The organism is Acerihabitans arboris (assembly GCF_010131535.1).
GTDB classification, from domain to species: domain Bacteria; phylum Pseudomonadota; class Gammaproteobacteria; order Enterobacterales; family Enterobacteriaceae; genus Acerihabitans; species Acerihabitans arboris.
Genome location: NZ_WUBS01000005.1, coordinates 115380 through 135893, shown reverse-complemented (window position 1 = coordinate 135893; position 20514 = coordinate 115380). Strand labels below are relative to the sequence as shown.

The 20514-nt window shown below is 57.9% G+C and carries 22 protein-coding genes; 14 read left to right on the top strand and 8 right to left on the bottom strand.

The window, feature by feature from the left end; translation table 11 throughout:
• Positions 1-79: 79 nt before the first annotated feature.
• The 4 genes from curA to GRH90_RS08540 all read left to right on the top strand — a co-directional run bounded on the left by curA (position 80) and on the right by GRH90_RS08540 (position 2762).
• Positions 80-1123, top strand: coding sequence for an NADPH-dependent curcumin/dihydrocurcumin reductase (curA, locus tag GRH90_RS08555; protein WP_162365524.1), 1044 nt, complete (start codon positions 80-82; stop codon positions 1121-1123).
• A 50-nt stretch (positions 1124-1173) separates the two neighbouring features.
• Positions 1174-1854, top strand: a complete 681-nt coding sequence (locus GRH90_RS08550) for a type 1 glutamine amidotransferase domain-containing protein (RefSeq protein ID WP_162365523.1) — start codon at positions 1174-1176, stop codon at positions 1852-1854.
• Between the two features lie 17 nt (positions 1855-1871).
• A complete protein-coding gene (locus tag GRH90_RS08545; protein WP_162365522.1) occupies positions 1872-2354 on the top strand; it encodes a kinase inhibitor in 483 nt (160 codons plus the stop codon).
• Positions 2355-2459: 105 nt separating this feature from the next.
• Complete coding sequence (locus tag GRH90_RS08540) at positions 2460-2762, top strand: metallophosphoesterase (protein ID WP_162365521.1); 303 nt, start codon at positions 2460-2462, stop codon at positions 2760-2762.
• 9 nt (positions 2763-2771) lie between these two features.
• Here GRH90_RS08540 and pgl read toward each other — a convergent pair whose 3' ends face one another.
• Positions 2772-3767, bottom strand: coding sequence for a 6-phosphogluconolactonase (gene pgl, locus GRH90_RS08535; RefSeq protein ID WP_162365520.1), 996 nt, complete (start codon positions 3765-3767; stop codon positions 2772-2774).
• A gap of 176 nt (positions 3768-3943) precedes the next feature.
• Between pgl and GRH90_RS08530 the strand changes: the two genes are divergently transcribed.
• The gene (locus tag GRH90_RS08530; protein ID WP_162365519.1) at positions 3944-4765 is read left to right on the top strand and encodes a pyridoxal phosphatase; all 822 of its coding nucleotides are present in this window, start codon (positions 3944-3946) and stop codon (positions 4763-4765) included.
• A 114-nt stretch (positions 4766-4879) separates the two neighbouring features.
• Here the strand turns inward: GRH90_RS08530 and modC are convergent, their stop codons facing one another.
• The 5 genes from modC to GRH90_RS08505 all read right to left on the bottom strand — a co-directional run bounded on the left by modC (position 4880) and on the right by GRH90_RS08505 (position 9156).
• On the bottom strand, positions 4880-5938 hold the full coding sequence (modC, locus tag GRH90_RS08525) for a molybdenum ABC transporter ATP-binding protein ModC (protein ID WP_162365518.1): 1059 nt from the start codon (positions 5936-5938) through the stop codon (positions 4880-4882).
• Positions 5938-6627: a molybdate ABC transporter permease subunit gene (gene modB / locus GRH90_RS08520; RefSeq protein ID WP_162365517.1), complete on the bottom strand. Its 690-nt coding sequence runs from the start codon at positions 6625-6627 to the stop codon at positions 5938-5940. The genes modC and modB overlap by 1 nt, the downstream gene beginning before the upstream one ends.
• Positions 6627-7406 carry a molybdate ABC transporter substrate-binding protein gene (gene modA, locus GRH90_RS08515; protein ID WP_162365516.1) on the bottom strand — a complete coding sequence of 260 codons (780 nt, stop codon included), beginning with the start codon at positions 7404-7406 and terminating at the stop codon, positions 6627-6629. Before modA ends, modB begins: the two co-directional genes overlap by 1 nt.
• Before the next feature lie 149 nt (positions 7407-7555).
• A complete protein-coding gene (gene ddlA, locus GRH90_RS08510) occupies positions 7556-8665 on the bottom strand; it encodes a D-alanine--D-alanine ligase (RefSeq protein ID WP_162365515.1) in 1110 nt (369 codons plus the stop codon).
• Between the two features lie 131 nt (positions 8666-8796).
• On the bottom strand, positions 8797-9156 hold the full coding sequence (locus tag GRH90_RS08505) for a hypothetical protein (RefSeq protein ID WP_162365514.1): 360 nt from the start codon (positions 9154-9156) through the stop codon (positions 8797-8799).
• Between the two features lie 383 nt (positions 9157-9539).
• On the opposite strand from GRH90_RS08505, the gene aroQ reads away from it, so the two are divergent.
• A complete protein-coding gene (aroQ, locus tag GRH90_RS08500) occupies positions 9540-10085 on the top strand; it encodes a gamma subclass chorismate mutase AroQ (protein ID WP_162365513.1) in 546 nt (181 codons plus the stop codon).
• Positions 10086-10236: 151 nt separating this feature from the next.
• Here aroQ and GRH90_RS08495 read toward each other — a convergent pair whose 3' ends face one another.
• On the bottom strand, positions 10237-10416 hold the full coding sequence (locus GRH90_RS08495; RefSeq protein ID WP_162365512.1) for an AcrZ family multidrug efflux pump-associated protein: 180 nt from the start codon (positions 10414-10416) through the stop codon (positions 10237-10239).
• Between the two features lie 219 nt (positions 10417-10635).
• Here GRH90_RS08495 and modE point away from each other — a divergent pair, with 219 nt between their 5' ends.
• The 7 genes from modE (at position 10636) to gpmA (ending at position 18452) form a co-directional block, all read left to right on the top strand.
• Complete coding sequence (gene modE, locus GRH90_RS08490; protein ID WP_162365511.1) at positions 10636-11427, top strand: molybdenum-dependent transcriptional regulator; 792 nt, start codon at positions 10636-10638, stop codon at positions 11425-11427.
• 76 nt (positions 11428-11503) lie between these two features.
• Positions 11504-12976: a molybdate ABC transporter ATP-binding protein ModF gene (modF, locus tag GRH90_RS08485; protein ID WP_162365510.1), complete on the top strand. Its 1473-nt coding sequence runs from the start codon at positions 11504-11506 to the stop codon at positions 12974-12976.
• Positions 12977-13312: 336 nt separating this feature from the next.
• A complete protein-coding gene (gene galE / locus GRH90_RS08480; RefSeq protein ID WP_162365509.1) occupies positions 13313-14329 on the top strand; it encodes a UDP-glucose 4-epimerase GalE in 1017 nt (338 codons plus the stop codon).
• 10 nt (positions 14330-14339) lie between these two features.
• Entirely contained in the window at positions 14340-15392 is a 1053-nt protein-coding gene (gene galT, locus GRH90_RS08475) for a galactose-1-phosphate uridylyltransferase (RefSeq protein WP_162365508.1), read from the top strand.
• On the top strand, positions 15389-16537 hold the full coding sequence (galK, locus tag GRH90_RS08470) for a galactokinase (protein WP_162365507.1): 1149 nt from the start codon (positions 15389-15391) through the stop codon (positions 16535-16537). The genes galT and galK overlap by 4 nt, the downstream gene beginning before the upstream one ends.
• The gene (gene galM / locus GRH90_RS08465) at positions 16531-17577 is read left to right on the top strand and encodes a galactose-1-epimerase (RefSeq protein WP_162365506.1); all 1047 of its coding nucleotides are present in this window, start codon (positions 16531-16533) and stop codon (positions 17575-17577) included. The genes galK and galM overlap by 7 nt, the downstream gene beginning before the upstream one ends.
• A gap of 122 nt (positions 17578-17699) precedes the next feature.
• Entirely contained in the window at positions 17700-18452 is a 753-nt protein-coding gene (gene gpmA, locus GRH90_RS08460) for a 2,3-diphosphoglycerate-dependent phosphoglycerate mutase (RefSeq protein ID WP_162365505.1), read from the top strand.
• A gap of 89 nt (positions 18453-18541) precedes the next feature.
• Here the strand turns inward: gpmA and aroG are convergent, their stop codons facing one another.
• A complete protein-coding gene (gene aroG / locus GRH90_RS08455; protein ID WP_162365504.1) occupies positions 18542-19624 on the bottom strand; it encodes a 3-deoxy-7-phosphoheptulonate synthase AroG in 1083 nt (360 codons plus the stop codon).
• A 323-nt stretch (positions 19625-19947) separates the two neighbouring features.
• On the opposite strand from aroG, the gene GRH90_RS08450 reads away from it, so the two are divergent.
• The gene (locus GRH90_RS08450; RefSeq protein ID WP_162365503.1) at positions 19948-20325 is read left to right on the top strand and encodes a protein YbgS; all 378 of its coding nucleotides are present in this window, start codon (positions 19948-19950) and stop codon (positions 20323-20325) included.
• Positions 20326-20514 lie beyond the last annotated feature (189 nt).

Below are 20514 nucleotides of genomic sequence, written 5' to 3'. Positions count from 1 at the left end.
CGGCCGGGCAAGACATGGGGCCATGCACTATGCTCAACGCTCGGCTTGCCGTATCAAGCAAAAGAACAGGGAGAATACTATGAACCAGAATAAGCACATCAATCGACGCATTGTCCTGGCCTCGCGCCCGACGGGTGCGCCGGTGCCGGGCAATTTCCGTTTGGAAACCAGCGATATTCCGCAACCGGGCGATAGGCAGGTACTGCTGCGCACCGTTTTCCTGTCCCTGGATCCGTATATGCGCGGCCGCATGAGCGCCGCCGAATCCTATGCGTCCCCGGTGGAGCTGGACGCGGTCATGGGCGCCGGCACGGTGTCCCGGGTTGAAACCAGCAACCATCCCGATTTTGCGCCGGGGGACTGGGTGCTGGGCTACGCCGGCTGGCAGGATTATGCGCTGTCCGACGGCGGCGATATCAAAAAATTACCCGCCGACGCCCTGGCGCATCCCTCCCGCGCGCTTGGCGTACTGGGCATGCCCGGCTTTACCGGTTATATGGGCCTGATGGATATCGGCCAGCCGAAGCCCGGCGAAACCCTGGTGGTGGCCGCCGCCAGCGGCGCGGTCGGCTCGGTGGTCGGCCAGGTGGCGCGGCTGGAAGGCTGCCGGACGGTGGGTATCGCCGGCGGCAAGGATAAATGCCGTTACGCGATGGAAACGCTGGGATTTGATGCCTGCATCGATCGCCGCGATGCGGATTTTGCCGAACAGCTGGCCCGCGCCTGCCCGCGTGGGATTGATATTTATTTTGAAAACGTCGGCGGCGCGGTATTCGACGCGGTGATACCGCTGCTCAATACTTCCGCCCGTATCCCGTTATGCGGCCTGATCGCCAACTACAATATGGAGGCGTTGCCCGACGGCAAGGATCGGTTGCCCTTTTTGCAAGCCCTGGTGCTGCGCAAACGCATCCGGATGCAGGGGTTTATCATTTCCCTGGACTATGGCCATCGTTATGACGAGTTTATCCAGGCGATGGGGCCGTGGGTCAACGCGGGTAAGGTGCAGATGCGCGAAGATAGGATCGATGGGCTGGAACACGCGCCGCTGGCCTTTATCGGTTTATTAGCAGGCAAGAATTTCGGCAAGCTGGTGGTGCGGGTCGGTAGCGATAGTCTGTAAATCCCACCCGGGTCGCCCCGGTTACGATGACCCAATGACGGAGATAATCGATGAAAATTGCAATAGTCCTGACCTCGCACGATAAACTGGGCGATACCGGTAAACCCACCGGCTTCTGGCTGGAAGAGCTGGTGGCGCCTTATTATATTTTCCATGATGCCGGTATTGAAATTACCCTGGCTTCCCCCAAGGGCGGCCAGCCGCCGCTGGATCCCAAGAGCGACGAGGCCGACGCGCAGACCCAGGATACCGAGCGTTTTCGCACCGATCGCGCGGGCCAGCGGGCGCTGGCCAATACCGTTAAACTCGATGCATTGAACGCCGCGGACTTTGATGCGATATTTTATCCGGGCGGCCACGGGCCATTGTGGGATCTGGCGGAAGATGCGCATTCGCTTGCCTTGATTGAAGAGACCTTCGCCGCCGGTAAACCGGTAGGCGCGGTCTGCCATGCGCCCGGGGTGTTGCGCCACGTGAAAAAACCTGACGGTACGCCGCTGGTGGCGGGCAAACGGGTGACCGGCTTTAGCAATACCGAGGAAGAGGCGGTGCAGTTAACCCACGTGGTGCCTTTTTTGGTGGAGGATGAACTCAAGCGGCTGGGCGGTAAGTATGAGAAGGTCGATGACTGGCAGGCTTTTTCGATTATCGACGGTCATTTGGTCACCGGACAAAATCCCGGGTCGTCGGCGGTTACCGCGCAGAATATCTTAAAATTGCTGAATTGCTGATAAGGAACGGAGCGGATATGGCTTTTACATTGAGTAGTAACGATCTGCGGGATGGCGAAAAGATGCCTGAACGCCAGGTGTTTAACGGCATGGGCTACAGCGGGGGGAATGTTTCGCCTCATCTGGCCTGGGCTGGCGCGCCGGAGGGCACCAAAAGTTTTGTTATCACGGTATACGATCCCGATGCGCCGACCGGCTCGGGCTGGTGGCATTGGCTGGTGGCCAACCTGCCCGCCGATACCCGCGCGTTGCCGCAGGGTGCCGGTTCCGGCCTGGTTAATCTGCCGGCCGGGGCGGTGCAGTGCCGTACCGACTTCGGCAAAGCCGGGTACGGCGGCGCGGCGCCACCGCAGGGCGAGAGCCATCGTTATCAGTTTAACGTACACGCGCTGGACGTAGAAAGCATCGAGGTGGACGAGAACGCCAGCGGCGCGATGGTGGGTTTTAACGTGCATTTCCATTCGTTAGGCAAGGCGTCGCTGACCGTTACCTATATCTGATGCCGCCGGGGACCCGCCCTCAACAGATGCTTTGACATTAGTGATTGCGGGTCCACTGGCGCTGGCTGCAATCCAGGCAGGCAATTTTAGATCTTGGGGAAAGCGATGCTGATAGCCCAAATCACCGATATTCATGCCACCCCCAATAACGGCAATATGGCGCGTTTGCACCGGGTGATGAGTTGGATAGAAACAGTCAGACCAGACCTGTTAATTGTGACTGGCGACTTGATTGACCATGAATGGTATGAGGGATACGCGGCGATCGAAGTGGAGTTAAGGCGTGCTAAATGTCGCTTTCTGGTGTTGCCGGGAAATTCTGATGATGATGATAAGGAAGCCATGCGGGAGGGTTTAGAAGAAATCAGTGAACACGCCGGGGTTGAATCCGGCGTTGGCGCAACCTGATGGTCGGGATTAAAGATCGAGAATTGTGACCCACATCGGCCCCTGCCCGACCGGATACCGCGCCAGCGGCGTTAATCCGCCGGTCTCGCCTTCTATGCGATATACCCCGATATGCCCTGACTTCTGCCCCGCGGCGATCAGGAAACGGCCTTCGGCATCAATATTAAAGCCGCGCGGCTGGGTCTCGGTCGGCTGGTAGCCCAGCACATCCAGCGTGCTGCCGTCTTCCGATACGGCAAAACGGGTAATGACGCTGGCGGTGCGATCGCAGGCGTAGAGGTAACGTCCGTCTGGGGTGATATGGATATCCGCCGCCCAGCGGGTATCGGTAAATCCCGGCGGCATCAGATCCAGCGTCTGGATAATGCGCGGCGCCCCGCCCGCCTCGTCCTGGGCATAGACATTGACCGAACTGTTGAGCTCATTGACGACATAGGCGTAAAGCCGGTGGGGATGGAATACCATATGGCGCGGTCCGGCGCCGCTGACGGTAGCCACCGCCTCCGGCCGGTACGGCCGCAACCCGCCGTCGGCGGCAATGTTGAACAGCCGGATACGATCTTCCTTCAGGCAGGGCACCCACAAAACCTGGTTGGTCGGATCGACATTGGCGGAATGGCAGTTAAGGAGGTCGTGCAATACCTGGCTGGTCGCCCCGGCGATGCCATGTTCATCAATGGGGCTGACGCTGACGCAGCTGTTGCTGTAGGACGCGCAGAAGACAAAACGGCCCTGGCGATCGGTGCCCAGGTGGGTGGGACTGCCGGGCAGCGGCGCCATGCCGGCCTCGGTCAACCGACCCTGCTCGTCAATTCGATAGCTAACGACGCCGAAGTCGGGACGAACGCCGATATACAGATGGGTTTTCGCCGGGCTGATAGCCATCGGCTGCCCCTGCCCCGGGGTGTCTACCACCTGCAGCAGGGTCAGCAGACCCTCGTTATCCATTTGCCAGACATGCAGCTGCTGACTCTCGGGGCTGGCAACATAGACAATCTGCTTCATGGGTTCTCCTTTATTAGCATTAGCGCCTGAGGCATTTATGATAGGTGAATAATCCTGCCACGTTTAGCATCTCACTGTTGTTGTTTGTTATCCACCGACATTTTTCGCGGTTTTCGCCATCCGACATACGGTGTAACATCTGCCATGACTCTAATCATCCGCATAATGAGATAACTATGACCTATCGCGTAATAGCCCTGGATCTTGACGGTACCTTACTGGATCGAAAAAAGAGAATTCTGCCGGAATCGCTCAAGGCGCTTAATGACGCCCGCGCGGCGGGCATGCAGGTGGTGGTGGTGACCGGCCGTCACCATGTGGCGATTCATCCGTTCTACCAGGCGTTAAAGATAGATACTCCCGCCATTTGCTGTAACGGCACCTATCTTTATGATTACCAGGCAAAAAAAGTCATTACCTCTAATCCGCTGGAGAAAACGCAGGCCCGGCGGGTGCTGGAACTGCTTAAGCAGTATGATATCCACGGACTGATTTATGTGGATGACGCGATGCTCTACGAACAGCCCAGCGATCATGTGATTCGCTCGCTGGCCTGGGCGAATACCCTGCCCGAGGCGCAGCGGCCGAACCTGCTGCAGGTCGATAGCCTGTTCGAGGCGGCCGAACGGGCCGGCTCCATCTGGAAATTCGCCACTTCTTATCCCGATAGGGTAAAACTGCGCGACTTTGCCGAAGTGGTGGCATCGGAGATGGGCCTGTCCTGCGAATGGTCCTGGCACGATCAGGTGGATATCGCCCAGGCGGGCAACAGCAAAGGCAAGCTGTTGCAGCAATGGGTGGAATCCGCAGGACTGACCATGGATCAGGTTATTGCGTTCGGTGATAACTATAACGATCTGAGCATGCTGGAAGCGGCGGGACTCGGCGTGGCGATGGGTAACAGCGACGATGCCATCAAGGCCCGGGCCGACGTCACCATAGGCGACAATGAATCCCCGGCGATTGCCGAGTTTATTTATCAGCGGGTGCTGGGTTAACGCCTGGGGCGGTCAAACCCGACGACGCAAGCCTTGCCGCACCGGTTGCTGCGCCGTCCCGACTGGCGCGGGCGGACGGCGCGCGGCGTCACGCTCCCGCGGCGGCGGGAACGCTTAAGCGTTGATCGATACGCTTTTGATCTGCGCGTACAGCGCCATATCCGGCGCCAGTCCCAGCTCGTCCAGGGCCCAGGGGCTGACCCGCGCCCAGAGCGTATGGCCGTCGATATCCAGCCGTACCTCGATCTGGTCGCCCACCCTCAGGCATTCGCGCACCGTGGCGGGCAGGATATTGCGGATACTGCTCCGTTCGGGCGGCTCCGGTACCAGGGAGATATCGGCGGCGGCCACGCGAATGCGTAGCGCGCTGCCGACCGGCAGCGATACCCGGCTGACCCACAGGCGCCGCCGGCCGAGCGACAGAGCGGTCATGGCGTAGACCGGATGCTGCTCGTCCACACTGACCTCCAGCACGCTGCTTTGCTCTTCGCGCGGCAGCCACGGACGCAGCGCGCTGCTGGCCCACACCTCCTCCAGGCTGCCAAAGGCCATCATCTTGCCGTTATCCAGGATCAGCACGCGTTCCGCCAATTGCAGGATTTCCTCCATGCTATGGGTCACGTACAGGATCGGGATCTTCACCTCCTTGGCCAGACGCTCAAGATAAGGCAACAGCTCGCGTTTGCGCAGCAGGTCCAGCGAGGCCAGCGGTTCATCCATTAACAGGATTTCCGGCGCGCTGAGCAGCGCGCGGCCGATGGCCACCCGCTGTTTTTCGCCGCCGGAGAGCGTTATGGGAAATCGCCCCAGTAAATGACCGATACCCAGTAATGAAATAATGGCGTCAAACTGCGGGCGCATGGAGTCCGCCATGCCGTAGAACAGGTTACCGCGCACCCGATAGTGCGGGAACAGCCGGCCGTCCTGGAAAACGTAGCCGACCCGGCGCTTCTCCGGCGGCAGCGCCAGCCGCTGTGCCGAGGAAAACAGCGTGCGTCCGTTAAGGATGATATGTCCGCTCTGCGGGCGGGTCAGGCCGACCACGGCATTAATCAGCGAGGTTTTACCGGCGCCGGAGACGCCAAAAATAGCCGTGATGCCACGAGAGGGTATGTCGGCCTTGACCTCCAGCGTCAGGTCGCCGAGCCGTTGGCTGATATCGATTTCGAGCATCAGCCCCCCAGCCGCCTGCGGCCCCAGCTGGCCAGCCAATCGGCAATCAGCAGCGAGGCCAGCGACAGGATAATGGCCAGTACGCACAAACGCGCCGCCGCCGACTCCGCGCCGGGCGTTTCTATCAGGGTGTACATGGCCAACGGAATGGTACGGGTTTCACCGGGGATATTGGACACAAAGGTAATGGTGGCGCCAAACTCGCCCAGCGATCGGGCAAAAGCCAGCACCGTGCCCACGACGATACCGGGGAATGACAGCGGCAGCGTGATGGTAAAAAACACCCGCCAGGGACCGGCGCCGAGCGTACGGGCCGCCTGCTCCAGCCGCAGGTCGATGGCGTCCAGCGACATGCGGATAGCGCGTACCATGAGCGGGAACGCCACCACCGCCGAGGCCAGCGCCGCGCCGCGCCAGCTGAAACTAAAGCTGAAACCGGTAAGCGCGTACAGCCATGAGCCGATAAATCCGCGCCGTCCCATGGCCACCAGCAGCAAGTAGCCTATTACTACCGGCGGCAGCACCAGCGGCAGATGGATAATGCCGTCCAGCAGCGCCTTGCCGGGAAACCGACAGCGAACCAGTACCCACGCCATCAGAATACCAAACGGCAAACTGCAGGCGACCGCCAGGAGCGATACTTTCAGACTCAGCGCGACCGCCTGCCACTCCAACTCAGTCAGCGGCATTATCTCGGGGTAAAGCCATATTGCTTAAACACCGTCGATGCCGCCGGGGTTTTCAGGTAGTCATAAAAGGCTTTGGCCGCCGGGGTGGCATTATCCTTGATCAGCGCCATGGGATACTCAACCGGCTTATGGCTGTCTTTCGGGAACGTCGCCACCACCTTGACCCCTTTGCTGGACAGCGCATCCGAGCCATATACGATACCCAACGGCGCTTCCTCGCGCTCTACCAGCGCTAAAGCGCCGCGCACGTCGCTGGCCCGGGCCATCACCGGCGACAGCCGATCCCAGGCGCCCAGGTTCTGCAACGCTTCCTTGGCATAGATGCCCGCCGGCACATGATCGGGATCGCCCACGGCCAGTTTGTGCCCCTTGAGCAATGAGGTCCAATCGGTGTTGTTATCGATGTTGAACGGCTGCTGCGCGCTCGATTTCGGCGCCACCAGCACCAGTTCATTACCCAGCAGGGTATAACGGGTATCGTTGACGATTTGCTGTTTATCCTGCGCGTAGTCCATCCACTGCTGGTCGGCGGAGATAAACATATTGGCGGGCGCCCCCTGCTCAATCTGGCGCGCCAGCGTGGAGGAGGAAGCAAAGGACGAGACGATCTCGACTTTATGATCCTGTTGATAATTTTTGGCAATGTCCTGCAAAGCATTGGTCAGCGACGCGGCGGCAAATACCGTCACTTTATCCGCCGCCGGCGCCGCCAGCGCCTGAAAGCTTAATCCCGCGGTTAATACCGCCCCGGCAATCCATTTAACACGTTGAGTAGTCATAGTTCACCTGTAATGATCGTTATGCAAAAAATAATATAACGAGTGATCATATTTGTCATTAGTTATTGTAAGGAGTAATAAAATGTTACCGGCGGGGCAAAAAAAACGCTGCGGCGCCCGGATTCGGGCTGCCGCAGGAAGGAGTGACATTACCGGTCGGTTTTGATATCGGCCGCGTCCCGGGCGCGGTCCAGCGCCAGGGTAATCAGTTTGTCGACCAACCGCGGATAATCCAGGCCGCTGGCTTCCCATAATTTCGGATACATGCTGATGGAGGTAAAACCGGGGATGGTATTCACCTCATTGATGATAATCTCCCGATCCTGCGTCAGGAAAAAATCCACCCTGGCCATTACCGCGCAACCCAGCACCCGAAAGGCCGCCTGGGCGATAAGGCGAAGCTCGTCACTGACGGCGCGTTCAAGCTGCGCCGGTATCACCAGCCCGGCCTGCCCGTCATTCAAGTATTTGGTATCATAGGCATAAAATTCGTCATTGGCCAAAATTTCGCCACAGACGCTGACGGCGGGGCTGTCATTACCCAATACCGCCGTTTCGATTTCACGCCCGTTGATCGCCGTTTCAACCAGGACCTTATGATCAAACGTAAAAGCCACGTCCAGCGCCTGCCGGAAACCGGCGGCATCCAGGACTTTGCTGACGCCCACCGAGGACCCCTGGCTGGCGGGTTTGATAAACAGCGGCAATCCCAATTGGCCCGCGATGGCGTCGAAATCCACCGCGGCGGAATCGGCGCGGTGGAGCGTGACCGACGGCGTCACCGGCAGCCCTGCGTCGCGCAGCACCCGCTTGGTCATGTCTTTATCCATGCAGACCGCGGAACCCAGCACATCGGGTCCCACAAACGGAATGCCCAGAACCCGCAGCAGCCCCTGTACCGAGCCATCCTCACCGGCGGCGCCATGCAGCACGGAAAAAGCCACATCAACGGCGGGCAGCGCCTTGCCGCTGGATATATCAATCAACTGCGCGGCGTTTTGCCCCGGCACCACCGCCAGATAGCGGGTGGAGGGAGACAGTTTTATCCGCGCCGGGTCGTCGGGATAAAGCAGGTAATCGGCCTCGTTGCACAGCGTCCAGCGGCCCCGTTTGTCGACGCCTATCAATGTCAGGTCAAATTTCTGCCGGTCGACCGCATTAATCACGTTAATCGACGACCGCAGCGAGACTTCATGCTCGGTGGATTGCCCGCCAAACAGTACCGCCAGCCGTTGTTTGCCCTTTTCCGCTTGTTCCATCACATCCTCTTTGATCGCTAAAACGCCACTTCAACGCCAACAGAGTATTAGTCGAAGGTGTGCAAGTAAAGCCTGCGCTTGCCTTGATGCGTAAACATTATTCGAGCATGGGGCGGCCGATCGCGCCGGCGTTAAATCGGGGGCCGCCCTTCCCCGGCGTTATCGCCCTGGCCGGCGGTGGTAAGGGGACCATCGCACAAGGACAGCAGGGTAATGCAGTCATCCTCAAGGGCGGTAAAAAAGGTGGTCAGGGACATGGCGCGCATCTTGGCCTGTAATAGCGCGGCTTTGAGCATCGTTCGGTCATTGCGCTGCGCGGCAAGCTGGGCATCGGCGTAACTGGCGAAAAGACGCGTCAGGCGTTCATGATACGCATCATCAACATTTTTTGCCCCTGTGACATTAAGCTGGTCCGTGTGGTCAACGGCAAGATGATCGGAAAGTGAAAAAATCGTATTTTTAATTTTTTCGAAAGAGAGATGGCTACTCATTATTGTTTTCCCCGAGCCTGCTTTTCTATATAAGGAACAGCTTCCCGCTGTGGAAAGTGACGCAAATCTTATATTGGTTCATAGTAAGTATGCTAAATATTTTTTATTTCTACTTACCAAAATTAAATACTATCACTCAAGAATAAACGAGAGCTGAACATAAAATAAAATTCCCTGAAAACCTATACCAAAAGACAGGTGGAATAGTTATCCGCAGGGCTATAACGGCGCTTCATTTCCTTAATAAAAATAGGGTTATGCTACCTTTTGTAGCACTTTCCCGAGGTTTGTTACCACTGCCTCGGGCCAAAACCCTAGATTTGCAGCAAATCCCGGTAACAATAGTCCCCTTGCGTAGCCTTGCCACCCAGAGGGAGCACACCATGTCCAGAACCGCTTTTTGCCTGTTGATCCTGCTGTCACACTCCGCCATGGCCGCTACCGATAAGCCGGCGGACTTGTTCCAGCTGATCGACCAGCGCTTGAAATTCATGAAGGATGTTGCCTGCTATAAAGCCCGGCATCATCTCCCGGTCGAGGATGTGGCCAGGGAGGATCAGGTACTGCGGCATGGGCTGCAGCAGGCATCCCGCGCCGGGTTTGCCGGCGATGAATTCCGGTTATTCCTGCAGGTGCAAATGAGCGCGGCTAAGGCGGTGCAGTATCGCATGCGCGCCGAACTGGAATTTCTTCCGGCCCAGCGGTGCCTGTCACCGGAGCTGAGCGTAACCCGGCAGAAGATATCGGCGCTTGATGACCGGATCCTGCGGCATTATGCCGCGTTACAGCATGCCGGCGGCCATATTTCGCCTGACGATTTCCAGCGTTTCGAGCAAATACTCGACACCCGCTATCTTAAGCACGGTGAAAAATACGCGCTGTTTATCGCGCTGATGCATGCCAGGTTAGAACCGCAGGCGGCCCCGTAATAAGGAGCTAACCGAGTATATATTAAAAATATATATATTTACTGCCGTGGTAATAAATACGCGGGCGACCATTCTTCGCGGCGGCTCTCAGGCAAAAAAAAACCTCGCTCCGGAGGTTTTCTATCGCCATCGGCCAATTCAATCTTATGAATCAGCCTGCGTCCAGGCCGGACTTGCCGTCATGTTTCTGTTCGCGGCGCTGTTTTGGCTTGCCGATTTTCGAGATGACGTTAAATAATCCGCCCAGACCATAGATCGACCCGAGGATGATCACCATCACGATGGGGACCATCAGCACTACCATTATCAAGCTTTCCAATAATTCGATCATCTTTACCTCGTATCATGCCGTTGCCGCCGGCGGTTTTGCTATGCTTATCCCTCTTTATACCAGTTTATGGCACCGCCGCTTAGGCTTTTTATGTTATACCTCGCAGAAAGCGCATTCAGGGTAGCGGTTATTTGCCCCTAGCCTTGATTTCGGCGACAATTTGTTTCCATCATCATGTTGCACGATGCGCAACGTTAATCTCATACAGGGCAGACAGGCATGCAGGCCGAAATTCTGTTAACCATGAAACTCCAGCAACGCCTTTTTGCCGATCCACGGCGGATAGCCTTACTCAAGCAGATCAAGCACACCGGCTCCATCAGCCAGGGAGCGAAACTGGCGGGCATCAGCTATAAAAGCGCATGGGATGCCATCAGCGCCATGAACGAGCTGGCGGAGCAAACCCTGGTGGAACGGGCCACCGGCGGCAAAGGCGGCGGCGGCGCCACCCTTACCCGCTATGCGGAGCGGTTGCTGCAGCTTTACGACCTGTTGGGCCAAATCCAGCAAAAGGCGTTTGATGTATTGCAGGACGACCAGCTGCCGCTGGACAGCCTGCTGGCGGCCATTTCGCGCTTTTCGCTCCAGACCAGCGCCCGCAACCAGTTTTTCGGTACCGTGCTGACGCGCAGCCACCAGCAGGTGCAGCAACAGGTGGAGATCCTGCTCGCCGACGGACGGACGCGCCTGGTGGTGGCCCTGACGCAGCAAAGCGCCGACCGGCTGCTGTTGACGCCGGGCAAGGAAGTGCTGCTGCTGATCAAGGCGCCCTGGGTTTCGGTACGCGCGGGCCACGTCGATATCACCGACGCCGATAATGTCCTGCACGGCACCCTGACCCATTTGCAGCAAGGCGACGATAACGACGAGGCGCTATTGACCCTCACCGGCGGGGAAATCGTCTGCGCCACCCTGTCCAAAGCCGCGGTGGCCGAGCAACATTTGTCGCCGGGCCAGCCAATCACAGCATATTTTAACGCCGACCAGGTGATCATCGCCACGCTGTGCTGAAAGCGCGTAAGCAGATTGACTTTGGTCGGCAAAATATCGATGCTGGCGACATAAGTTGCATATAAAGGAATAATCAATGTCGTTATTGCATATTTCGCAAGGATCGTTTCGTCTTAGCGATACCCGCCGGCTCAGCGTCGGGGAATTAACACTGCGCGACGGCGAGCGTTGGGCCTTTGTCGGCGCCAACGGCAGCGGCAAGTCCGCGCTGGCCCGCGCGCTCTCCGGTGAGCTGCCGCTCTTGTCCGGGACGCGGCAAAGCGATTACCTGCGCATATCGCGGCTCTCGCTGGAACAACTGCAAAAACTGGTCGAACAGGAATGGCGGCGCAGCAATACCGACCTGCTGAGCGATGGCGAGGATGATACCGGTCGCACCACCGCGCAGATCGTCCAGCAGGACAACGAGGATGAAGACTTATGCCGGGAGCTTGCCGAACGGTTTGGCATCACGCATCTGCTTTCCCGCCGCTTTAAATACCTGTCAACCGGCGAAACCCGTAAAACCCTGCTGTGCCAGGCGTTGATGGCCCGCCCGGACCTGCTTATCCTGGATGAGCCCTTCGACGGACTGGATGTGGCCTCGAGGGCGCAGCTTGGCGATATGCTGCGCGCCCTGGCGGATCTGTCCATGACCCTGGTGCTGGTGCTTAACCGGTTCGATGATATTCCCGACTACATCGATAACGTCGGCATCCTGGCGGACTGCGCCTTAACCTGCACCGGCGATAGCGCCACGCTGCTGGCCGAGGCGCTGGTGGCGCAGCTGGCGCATGCGGAATCCCTTGCCGGCATCAGCCTGCCGGATACCGAGATTCCCGGACAAAAAATCACCCTGCCCGCCGATCGGCCGCTGATCACCCTGCGCAACGGCGTGGTGTCCTACCAGGACCGGCCGATCCTGCATCACCTTGACTGGGAGGTGCTGCCGGGCCAGCACTGGCAAATCGTCGGGCCGAACGGCGCCGGCAAATCCACGCTGCTCAGCCTGATCACCGGCGATCAGCCGCAGGGCTATAGTAACAATCTCACCTTGTTTGGCCGTCGCCGCGGCAGCGGTGAAACCATCTGGGATATTAAACGGCATATTGGTTATGTCAGCAGCAGCCTGCATCTGGATTATCGGGTCAGCGCCAGCGCGCGCAGCGTGATACTTTCCGGATTTTTCGACTCCATCGGCGTCTACCAGGCGGTATCGGACCGCCAGCGGTTGCTGACCCGCCAATGGCTGCGACTGCTTGGCCTGGAGACGGCGGCGGATGCGCCTTTCCATAGTTTATCCTGGGGACAGCAGCGCCTGACGCTTATCGCCCGGGCGCTGGTCAAGCACCCTCCGTTGTTGATCCTCGACGAGCCATTGCAGGGACTGGACCCTCTCAACCGCCAGCTGGTGCGCCGCTGGATAGATGTACTGATCGGCGAAGGCGAAACCCAGCTACTGTTTGTTTCCCACCATGCGGAAGATGCCCCGCGCTGTATTACGCACCGGTTGACATTTGTACCGCAGGATGACCGTTACCGTTATCAGTTTGATGATCTGACCGCTTAACCGCCGGGTAGGGTCACCCTCTCCGTAATGCCGGTAGTTTCCGACGGCGGTAGTTTCCGACGGCGGTGCGGTGATTCCTGGCGCCCATGCCCGGCGATTTATGCACCGTTATCAGGCCCCCAAGCTCGATGCCCCATGAGAACGTTACCTCTCTTGCTGCCGCCCGATCTTTTCCATTACCCGGCCCTCACCCGTTTTTCCTGGTTTTTCCGGGCGCGCTGCGGCAAAAAATACGCTAATATTGAGTGTAATCGATTTCATTTTTTATCGACAAGATCACCTTTTTCAGGTTTCAGCCATGCTAATTTATGCTAGGGAACAATACAGGAGTCACAAATGTCTATATTGGTCACAGGTGGTAGCGGTTACATTGGTAGCCATACCTGCCTGCAGCTTGGCGCCGCCGGTTTCAATCCGGTCATTTTGGATAACCTGAGCAACAGCAAAGCCAGCGTAGTGGATACCCTCACCCGGCTGGGACAGGTTAAGCCCGTGTTTTACCACGGCGATATCCGTGACAAGCTGTTATTGGCCAGGATTTTTGCCGAGCATGCCATCGAGGCCGTTATCCATTTTGCCGGCCTGAAGGCGGTGGGCGAATCGGTGAAAAAACCGGTCGAATACTACGATAATAATGTCTATGGCACCCTGGCGCTGGTGCAAGCTATGCGCGAGGCCGGCGTCAGACAGCTGATTTTCAGTTCATCCGCCACGGTGTACGGCGATCGGCCCGTCATCCCTTATGACGAAAGCCTGCCCACCGGCCGGCCCTCCAGCCCTTATGGACGCAGCAAGCTGATGGTTGAGCAGATCCTGGAGGATGTGCAGCGCGCCGAGCCTGAATGGAACATGACGTTATTACGCTATTTTAACCCGGCGGGCGCCCATCCGTCGGGCGATATGGGGGAGGACCCGCAGGGCATCCCCAACAACCTGATGCCGTTTATCGCCCAGGTCGCGGTGGGACGTCGTCCAACGCTTGCGATCTTTGGCAATGATTTTCCCACCCCTGACGGCACCGGCGTACGCGACTATATTCATGTAATGGATCTGGCCGATGGCCATGTTGCGGCGCTGAAAGCGCTGCGGAACAGGCCCGGCACCCACATTTATAACCTTGGCGCCGGGGTCGGCCACAGCGTGCTGGACGTGGTCAAGGCCTTCGGTAAAGCCTCCGGCAAGCCGGTGCCTTATCATTTTGCCCCGCGCCGCGACGGCGATCTGGCCGCCTATTGGGCGGCGCCGGAAAAAGCCGCCCGCGACCTGCACTGGCGGGTAAGTCGTTCATTGGAAGAGATGGCCGAAGATACCTGGCGTTGGCAGTCGCGCCACCCGAACGGTTACCCGGATTAAAGGAGAAAGCATGCAGCAGTTCAACCCCGTCGATCATCCCCATCGCCGCTACAATCCGCTCAGCGGACAATGGGTGCTGGTATCGCCGCACCGCGCCAAGCGCCCCTGGCAGGGCCAGCAGGAAACCCCGGCGGTACAAACGCTGCCTCAACACGATCCCGACTGTTTTCTCTGCCCGGGCAATACCCGCGTATCGGGCGATAAGAATCCCGATTACGCCACCACCTATGTGTTTACCAATGACTTTGCCGCGCTGATGACCGATACCCCGGACGCGCCGGCCAGCCGCAATCCGCTGATGCGCTGTGAAAGCGCGCGCGGCACCAGCCGCGTCATCTGCTTTTCGCCCGATCACAGCAAGACCCTGCCCGAACTGCCGCTGCCGGCGTTAGAGGCCGTGGTCAAGACCTGGCAGGAGCAAAGCGCCGATCTGGGGCAACGCTACCCCTGGGTGCAGGTATTTGAAAACAAGGGCGCGGCCATGGGGTGCTCCAATCCCCATCCCCACGGCCAGATCTGGGCCAATAGCTTTTTGCCCAACGAGGCAGAGCGTGAAGACCGGCTGCAGCGCGACTACTTCTTGCAGCGGCATTCCCCGCTGTTGATGGATTACCTGAAGCTGGAGCTGGCCGACGGCGCGCGCACGGTGGTGGAAACCGAACACTGGCTGGCGGTGGTGCCTTATTGGGCGGCATGGCCGTTTGAAACTCTGCTGCTGCCAAAGACCCATGTATTGCGTTTAGACAATTTGAACAGCGCGCAAAGCGCCGACCTGGCGCTGGCGATCAAAAAGCTGACCAGCCGTTACGACAATTTGTTCAACTGCTCATTCCCTTATTCCATGGGCTGGCACGGCGCGCCCTATCTTGAGCAGGACAATAGCCACTGGCAGCTGCATGCCCACTTCTATCCGCCGCTGTTGCGTTCGGCAACGGTGCGGAAATTCATGGTTGGTTACGAAATGCTGGCGGAAACCCAGCGTGACCTGACCGCTGAACAAGCCAGCGAACGCCTGCGTGCGGTCGGCGATATCCATTTTCGGGCATCCGGAGCATCCCTATGAGCTTAAAAAACACGACTGAAGCGGTATTCCGCCAATCTTTTGGCTACGATGCCGCCCTGACGGTCCAGGCCCCCGGCCGCGTCAACCTGATTGGCGAGCATACCGACTATAATGATGGTTTTGTGCTGCCCTGCGCCATTGACTATGCGACGGTGGTGAGCTGTGCGAAACGTGACGATCGGCAAATAAGAATTATTGCGGTGGATTGTGACGGCGAGCAAGATATTTTTTCACTGGATGAGCCAATTTTGTCACATCCGACCCAGCAATGGTCTAATTACGTGCGCGGCGTGATGAAGCATTTGCAGCAGCGCGATCCGCACTTCGGCGGCGCCGACCTGGTGTTGAGCGGCAATGTCCCGCAAGGCGCCGGTTTGAGTTCATCGGCGTCGTTGGAAGTGGCGGTGGGCAAGGCGATACAAACGCTTTATCACCTGACGCTGGACAATGTCGCCCTGGCGCTGAACGGCCAGGAAGCGGAAAATCAGTTTGTCGGCTGTAACTGCGGCATCATGGATCAGTTGATCTCCGCGTTGGGCAAGGATAACCACGCGCTGCTGATCGATTGCCGGACGCTGGGCACGCGCGCGGTGCCGATGCCGGATAACGTGGCGGTGGTGATTATCAACTCCAACGTCAAGCGCGGCCTGGTGGACAGTGAATACAACGCCCGCCGCGAACAGTGCGAAACCGGCGCGCGGTTCTTTACCGCCGATAAGCTGCGGGACGTGGAATTAAGCCAGTTTGCCGCCGTCGAGCATGAACTGGACCCGATTGTCGCCAAACGCGTGCGCCATGTCCTGACGGAAAACGCCCGTACCCTGGCGGCGGCGGATGCGCTGGCGGCCGGGGATCTGGCCCTGATGGGCACCCTGATGGCGCAGTCCCACGCCTCGATGCGCGACGACTTCGAAATTACCGTGCCGCCCATCGATGCCCTGGTGGACATCGTGAAGCGGGAAATCGGCGATAAGGGCGGCGTACGCATGACCGGCGGTGGTTTTGGCGGTTGCATCGTGGCATTGATGCCGACGGATCGCGTGGATGCGGTACGTCAGGCGGTTGCCAGTCAGTATCAGCGGGAAACCGGCCTCAAGGAGACGTTTTATGTGTGCCATGCGAGTGAAGGAACTGCCATATGCTAAAAGAGTATGAATCGGGCATCGCCCCTGACGGACAACCATTCCAGTGCGTTACCCTGGGCACGGAACAGGGTATGCAGATTACCCTGATGGACTGGGGCGCTACCTGGCTGTCCTGCCAGCTGCCGCTGAAAAGCGGCAACAAGCGTGAAGTGCTGCTGGGCTGCCCGTCGCCCGAGGAGTACACCCGGCAGGCGGCTTATCTGGGCGCCACGGTGGGCCGTTATGCCAATCGCATCGCCAAGGCCGCCCTGGCCCGCGGCGGCCGTAGCTGGCAGCTCAGCGCCAACCAGGACGAACATCAGCTGCACGGTGGTCCCGGGGGCTTCCACGCCCGTCGCTGGTTATGCGTCGAGCATACCCAGGCCACCGTCCTGTTCCGACTGCATTCCGCCGACGGCGATCAGGGTTTTCCCGGCAATCTGATTGCCGAGGTGCGTTATACCGTTACCGCCGACAACCAGGTGGCCATCGAATATCGGGCCACGGTGGATAAAGACTGCCCGGTCAACCTGACCAACCACGCCTACTTCCACCTCGACGGCGCCAACACCGATGTCCGCCAGCAAAAATTGCAGCTGTACGCCACCCAGTACCTGCCGGTGGACAGCGAAGGCATCCCCTGCGCGCCGTTGGCCGATGTGGAAAACACCGGCATGGATTTTCGCCAGCCCAAGACCATAAGCCAGGATTTCCTGCGCGATCGCGATCAGCAGCGCATGAAAGGCTATGATCATGCCTATCTGCTCTACCCCGCCTGCGGGGATGGGGAGACGCCCGCCGCGCAACTCTGGTCGGCCGATAATCAAGTCTTGCTTAAGGTGTACACCACCGCGCCGGCGTTACAGCTTTACACCGGCAATTTCCTGGCCGGCACGCCGGCGCGCCAGGGCGGCGATTATCAAAACTACAGCGGCGTGGCGCTGGAAAGTGAATTTCTGCCCGACAGCCCGAACCATCCGGAGTGGCCGCAGCCGGATTGCTGGCTAAAACCCGGCGAAACCTATCATTCATCGACCCGTTACCAGTTTGTCGCGCTCTAGGCGCTATCGCTGAGCCATTTATTTCGCTATGTTTGACCTTATGCGGTTGCCGCCCAACCCGGCCAGGCAATATAATACTCATAGTATTCATAAAAAATCTTAAGACTTTAAGGAGTCAAGCGATGGCTGTAACTAAACTGGTTCTGGTACGACACGGTGAAAGCCAGTGGAACAATGAAAATCGTTTCACCGGCTGGACGGACGTCGATTTGTCCGACAAAGGCCGTACTGAAGCGAAACAAGCGGGTAAACAGCTGAAAGAAGAAGGTTTCATCTTCGATTTTGCCTATACGTCCGTGTTAAAACGCGCCATCCATACCCTGTGGAATATCCTGGACGAACTGGATCAGGCCTGGCTGCCGGTGGAAAAATCCTGGCGCCTGAACGAGCGTCATTACGGCGCCCTGCAAGGTCTGAACAAATCGGAAACCGCTGAAAAATATGGCGACGAGCAGGTTAAGCAATGGCGCCGCGGCTTTGCCGTCACTCCGCCGGAGTTGACCCGTGATGACGAACGTTTCCCCGGCAATGATGCCCGTTACGCAAAACTGACCGCTGAAGAACTGCCGACCACCGAAAGCCTGGCGCTGACCATCGAGCGTGTGACCCCTTACTGGAACGAAACCATTTTACCGCGCATGAAAAAAGGCGAGCGCGTCATTATTGCCGCGCATGGCAACTCTATCCGCGCACTGGTAAAATTCCTGGATAATATGAGCGAAGAAGAAATTCTTGAGCTGAATATCCCGACCGGCGTGCCCTTGGTCTATGAATTCGACGAAAACATGAAACCTGTGAAGCATTATTATCTGGGCAACGCCGCGGAAATCGCCGCCAAGGCCGCCGCAGTAGCTAACCAGGGTAAAGCCAAATAATGATTTTCCCCCTCCCCGCGCCGGGAGGGACAAACCAGCGGAATAGCGTTGGTTGATTGCCGGATAAATCTTATCCGGCTAATTTCCCCTCAGGCCGAATGAACGGTCTTGCCGCCTAACAGCTCCCGGCGCGTCCGTACCGCCTGGGCCAACTGCTGTAACATCACTTCGGTATCCGGCCAGCCGATGCAGGCATCGGTGATGCTTTTGCCATACGCCAGGGGTTCGCCGTGCTCAAGGCTTTGGTTGCCTTCCTCCAGATGACTTTCAACCATTACGCCGATAATGCCCTTTTCGCCCCCCGCCAGCTGTGCGCAGACATCCTGAGCGACATCCAGTTGCTTTTTATATTGCTTGCTGCTGTTGGCATGGCTGAAATCAATCATGACCTGGGCGGGCAGGCTAGCCTTGGCCAATCCCACTTTCACCGCGTTAACGTGGTGGGCGCTGTAATTCGGCTCCCTGCCCCCGCGCAGGATGATATGGCAATCACTATTGCCGCTGGTGTTGACGATGGCGGAATGGCCCCATTTGGTCACCGACAGGAAACAATGGGCGGCGCCCGCGGCGTTGATGGCGTCAATGGCGACCTTGATGGTGCCGTCGGTACCATTTTTAAATCCCACCGGGCATGAAAGACCGGACGCCAGTTCGCGATGCACCTGGGATTCGGTGGTGCGCGCGCCGATGGCGCCCCAGCTCATCAGGTCCGCGACATATTGCGGGGTAATCATATCCAGGAACTCGCCCGCCGCCGGCAGGCCGGTATCGTTGATATCCAGCAGGAGTTTACGGGCAATGCGCAGGCCTTCGTTAATCTGGAAACTATTGTCCATTAACGGATCGTTGATAAGCCCTTTCCAGCCCACGGTGGTGCGCGGTTTTTCAAAATACACCCGCATCACTATTTCCAGCTCGCCGCTTAATTGCTTGCGCAGCTCAAGCAAACGCGCGGCATAGTCTTTGGCCGCCACGATATCGTGGATTGAGCACGGACCTATGACCACCAGCAGCCGATCGTCGCTGCCCTTGAGGATTTTATGGATAGCCGAGCGCGCGCCCGACACCGTCCTGGCGGCCTGGGCGGTGGCCGGAAATTTTTCCAGCAGCGCCACCGGCGGGAGTAACTCTTTAATATCTTTAATTCTTAAATCGTCGTTAAGGTAATTCATAGTAGGTCCGTTTTGTCTCCACGCTGCAGCGCTTATCCGTAACATCTTGAAATCAGCCGTTTAATCCAGCCGGCTCGGTTTATGCTGTAAATGTGCTTTTAAGGCTTTCATCAGTAATTTTACTGCAAATTTGATAACTGCCGATTCTTAGCTATTCTTAAAATAGTGATAAGCCAACGATAACGGGAACTTAACCGCCTGGCCATTCTGGCTTAACATTTCCTTACGGGGCCATTGGGTGCGCCTCGGAGGGGTTTTGCGCCCGCAAACATGTGAAAATGCGGGTTTGATAGACACCCCTGGCACGAAAGAGGGAAAATAATATGCAAACCACTACCACCAAAAAAATGGCAATGCTGTTTATTACCGCTGTAATGACGTTGGGCAGCGGCGCGGTCCTGGCGGCCGACACCTCGGCAGCCGGCAGCACCGACTCAAGTAACGGCCAGCAAAACCAGTCCGGCGGCGCGGGCTCCAAAGAAAATACCGCGCCTAACGGCGTCAGCAACGATAAGATCAACACCGGCGGCACCGATACGTCCAAAACCGGCAGCACCGATGCGAACGCTAATTTGAACGCGTCGGAAGTACATAAAAATACCATGTGTAAAGACGGCCGTTGCCCGGATACCAATTCCAAAGTGGAAACCGGCAAAAGTGGCACTACCGAAGCGACTAAAACCGACGGTACCACAAATTAAAAACTGAAAAGCGTAAACCAGGCAGGCAATGCCTGCTTTATTCTGCTTATCAGGAGGAATCAGGTCTTGGCCTGGTTTCTTTTTTTTGTGGCTTTTATACGCCACTTGGGCGGCTGCGCCTATTGTATTAAAGCATAGCACCCCAGCGCAACCGCCGGCCCGCATTTTGCCCGCCGGCGTTTACATCCC

Excerpts from the sequence above, each read along its gene's own strand:
- aroG (WP_162365504.1), bottom strand. The coding sequence starts at position 19,624 with ATGAATTACCTTAACGACGATTTAAGAATTAAAGATATTAAAGAGTTA.
- modB (WP_162365517.1), bottom strand. The coding sequence starts at position 6,627 with ATGCCGCTGACTGAGTTGGAGTGGCAGGCGGTCGCGCTGAGTCTGAAA.
- ddlA (WP_162365515.1), bottom strand. The coding sequence starts at position 8,665 with ATGGAACAAGCGGAAAAGGGCAAACAACGGCTGGCGGTACTGTTTGGC.
- modC (WP_162365518.1), bottom strand. The coding sequence starts at position 5,938 with ATGCTCGAAATCGATATCAGCCAACGGCTCGGCGACCTGACGCTGGAG.
- GRH90_RS08450 (WP_162365503.1), top strand. The coding sequence starts at position 19,948 with ATGCAAACCACTACCACCAAAAAAATGGCAATGCTGTTTATTACCGCT.
- aroQ (WP_162365513.1), top strand. The coding sequence starts at position 9,540 with ATGTCCAGAACCGCTTTTTGCCTGTTGATCCTGCTGTCACACTCCGCC.
- pgl (WP_162365520.1), bottom strand. The coding sequence starts at position 3,767 with ATGAAGCAGATTGTCTATGTTGCCAGCCCCGAGAGTCAGCAGCTGCAT.
- modE (WP_162365511.1), top strand. The coding sequence starts at position 10,636 with ATGCAGGCCGAAATTCTGTTAACCATGAAACTCCAGCAACGCCTTTTT.
- gpmA (WP_162365505.1), top strand. The coding sequence starts at position 17,700 with ATGGCTGTAACTAAACTGGTTCTGGTACGACACGGTGAAAGCCAGTGG.
- modF (WP_162365510.1), top strand. The coding sequence starts at position 11,504 with ATGTCGTTATTGCATATTTCGCAAGGATCGTTTCGTCTTAGCGATACC.
- galK (WP_162365507.1), top strand. The coding sequence starts at position 15,389 with ATGAGCTTAAAAAACACGACTGAAGCGGTATTCCGCCAATCTTTTGGC.
- GRH90_RS08495 (WP_162365512.1), bottom strand. The coding sequence starts at position 10,416 with ATGATCGAATTATTGGAAAGCTTGATAATGGTAGTGCTGATGGTCCCC.
- GRH90_RS08545 (WP_162365522.1), top strand. The coding sequence starts at position 1,872 with ATGGCTTTTACATTGAGTAGTAACGATCTGCGGGATGGCGAAAAGATG.
- modA (WP_162365516.1), bottom strand. The coding sequence starts at position 7,406 with ATGACTACTCAACGTGTTAAATGGATTGCCGGGGCGGTATTAACCGCG.
- curA (WP_162365524.1), top strand. The coding sequence starts at position 80 with ATGAACCAGAATAAGCACATCAATCGACGCATTGTCCTGGCCTCGCGC.
- GRH90_RS08530 (WP_162365519.1), top strand. The coding sequence starts at position 3,944 with ATGACCTATCGCGTAATAGCCCTGGATCTTGACGGTACCTTACTGGAT.
- GRH90_RS08540 (WP_162365521.1), top strand. The coding sequence starts at position 2,460 with ATGCTGATAGCCCAAATCACCGATATTCATGCCACCCCCAATAACGGC.
- galM (WP_162365506.1), top strand. The coding sequence starts at position 16,531 with ATGCTAAAAGAGTATGAATCGGGCATCGCCCCTGACGGACAACCATTC.
- GRH90_RS08505 (WP_162365514.1), bottom strand. The coding sequence starts at position 9,156 with ATGAGTAGCCATCTCTCTTTCGAAAAAATTAAAAATACGATTTTTTCA.
- GRH90_RS08550 (WP_162365523.1), top strand. The coding sequence starts at position 1,174 with ATGAAAATTGCAATAGTCCTGACCTCGCACGATAAACTGGGCGATACC.
- galT (WP_162365508.1), top strand. The coding sequence starts at position 14,340 with ATGCAGCAGTTCAACCCCGTCGATCATCCCCATCGCCGCTACAATCCG.
- galE (WP_162365509.1), top strand. The coding sequence starts at position 13,313 with ATGTCTATATTGGTCACAGGTGGTAGCGGTTACATTGGTAGCCATACC.